The organism is Staphylococcus pseudoxylosus (assembly GCF_003697915.1).
GTDB lineage: Bacteria > Bacillota > Bacilli > Staphylococcales > Staphylococcaceae > Staphylococcus > Staphylococcus pseudoxylosus.
In genome coordinates, this window is the sequence record NZ_RCVN01000103.1 from 1 (window position 1) to 225 (window position 225).

Annotated in this window: 1 protein-coding gene; it reads left to right on the top strand. The window is 36.0% G+C overall.

What is annotated here, in order from left to right; genetic code table 11:
• Nucleotides 1-225: PTS transporter subunit EIIB (locus D9V42_RS14980; protein WP_158593200.1), on the top strand; the 225-nt coding region annotated here is incomplete at both ends.

Consider the following 225-nt stretch of genomic DNA (forward strand, 5'->3'; position numbering starts at 1 on the left):
ATTTTCTAAGCAAGATTACAAAAATAAAAAAGGCGATAGCGTAGATTCTAAACGTGCTTCAACTGGAAATGAATACGAAGACAAAGCTGCGTATTACCTAGACGGTTTAGGCGGCAAAGAAAAGATCAAAGATGTTACTAACTGTACAACAAGATTACGCTTAACTGTTTATGATGAAAGTAAAGTTGCGGATACGGAATATTTCACGCATCAACAAATGGCACA